This window comes from Streptococcus cristatus (assembly GCF_003944225.1).
In the GTDB taxonomy this organism is placed as follows: Bacteria; Bacillota; Bacilli; order Lactobacillales; family Streptococcaceae; genus Streptococcus; species Streptococcus cristatus_K.
Genome location: NZ_RJPN01000029.1, coordinates 1 through 875, shown reverse-complemented (window position 1 = coordinate 875; position 875 = coordinate 1). Strand labels below are relative to the sequence as shown.

At 51.2% G+C, this 875-nt stretch carries 8 tRNA genes and 1 rRNA gene; all 9 read left to right on the top strand.

The features are described from left to right. Window positions 1–28: 28 nt before the first annotated feature. Window positions 29–144: ribosomal RNA gene (gene rrf, locus D8797_RS10080) — 5S ribosomal RNA — on the top strand. A 29-nt stretch (window positions 145–173) separates the two neighbouring features. Continuing rightward, window positions 174–246: transfer RNA gene (locus D8797_RS10075), tRNA-Val, on the top strand. Window positions 247–250: 4 nt separating this feature from the next. Further along, window positions 251–323 (top strand) — tRNA-Asp (locus D8797_RS10070). 30 nt (window positions 324–353) lie between these two features. Continuing rightward, a tRNA-Lys gene (locus D8797_RS10065) sits at window positions 354–426 on the top strand. 5 nt (window positions 427–431) lie between these two features. After that, window positions 432–513, top strand: a tRNA-Leu gene (locus D8797_RS10060). A gap of 15 nt (window positions 514–528) precedes the next feature. Further along, a tRNA-Thr gene (locus tag D8797_RS10055) sits at window positions 529–601 on the top strand. Between the two features lie 18 nt (window positions 602–619). Next, window positions 620–691: transfer RNA gene (locus D8797_RS10050), tRNA-Gly, on the top strand. Window positions 692–696: 5 nt separating this feature from the next. Continuing rightward, window positions 697–782 (top strand) — tRNA-Leu (locus tag D8797_RS10045). 18 nt (window positions 783–800) lie between these two features. Further along, window positions 801–874: transfer RNA gene (locus tag D8797_RS10040), tRNA-Arg, on the top strand. The last annotated feature ends 1 nt before the right edge of the window (window position 875 follow it).

Genomic DNA, 875 nt, shown 5'->3' with positions numbered 1-875 from the left:
ATAAGATATTGTAAGTTAATTCAGTAAGTTAAGTGACGATAGCCTAGGAGATACACCTGTACCCATGCCGAACACAGAAGTTAAGCCCTAGAACGCCGGAAGTAGTTGGGGGTTGCCCCCTGTGAGATATGGTAGTCGCTTAGCAGGATAGGAAGTCGGAGTACTTCCTTTTTGGGAGTTTAGCTCAGCTGGGAGAGCATCTGCCTTACAAGCAGAGGGTCAGCGGTTCGATCCCGTTAACTCCCATATAGGTCCCGTAGTGTAGCGGTTATCACGTCGCCCTGTCACGGCGAAGATCGCGGGTTCGATTCCCGTCGGGACCGTTGAAATTGTTAGACAGTTTCAAGAAGAAAGACTCGTTAGCTCAGTTGGTAGAGCATTTGACTTTTAATCAAAGGGTCACTGGTTCGAGCCCAGTACGGGTCATAAGCGCGGGTTTGGCGGAATTGGCAGACGCACCAGATTTAGGATCTGGCGCTTTAGGGCGTGGGGGTTCAAGTCCCTTAACCCGCATAGAAATATAAATGAGCCGGCTTAGCTCAGTTGGTAGAGCATCTGATTTGTAATCAGAGGGTCGCGTGTTCAAGTCATGTAGCCGGCATTTTTTTTGGATAGAGATGCGAACGTAGTTCAGTGGTAGAACACCACCTTGCCAAGGTGGGGGTCGCGGGTTCGAATCCCGTCGTTCGCTTTGAGGCCGGGGTGGCGGAACTGGCAGACGCACAGGACTTAAAATCCTGCGATTGGTAACGATCGTACCGGTTCGATTCCGGTCCTCGGCATAGCGGATATGCGACAGGGCACCCTTAGCTCAACTGGATAGAGTACCTGACTACGAATCAGGCGGTTAGAGGTTCGACTCCTCTAGGGTGCAT